We start from the raw sequence: 332 nt of genomic DNA, 5'->3' as shown, positions 1-332 counted from the left end.
CAACGTCGCCGACGTGGTGGCCGACCATGGCTACAGCGTCGACACCACCGCACCGGTAGCGCACCTCACCATCGACCCTGTGACCGAGGACGACGTCCTCAACTACATCGAGTCGCAGAGCGACCAGGCTATCAGCGGCAAGGTGACCGGCGAGTACCAGGCGGGCGATGTCGTCAGCTTCGCGCTCAATGGTACCGACTACAGTGCCAAGGTCGCCGCAGACGGTAGCTGGAGCGTCATGGTGGCCGGTTCTGATCTGGCTGCAGACAGCAACATTCACGCGACACTGGTCGCTCACGATGCCGCTGGCAACAGCGCCAACGTCGTCGCCG

1 protein-coding gene is annotated in these 332 nt (G+C 63.9%); it reads left to right on the top strand.

The window, feature by feature from the left end; genetic code table 11:
• Positions 1-332: Ig-like domain-containing protein (locus tag IB255_RS30565; RefSeq protein WP_192211296.1), on the top strand; the 332-nt coding region annotated here is incomplete at both ends.

The sequence above is a fragment of the Pseudomonas sp. PDM22 genome (assembly GCF_014851965.1).
In the GTDB taxonomy this organism is placed as follows: Bacteria; Pseudomonadota; Gammaproteobacteria; order Pseudomonadales; family Pseudomonadaceae; genus Pseudomonas.
This window is presented reverse-complemented; position numbering and strand designations above follow the sequence as displayed.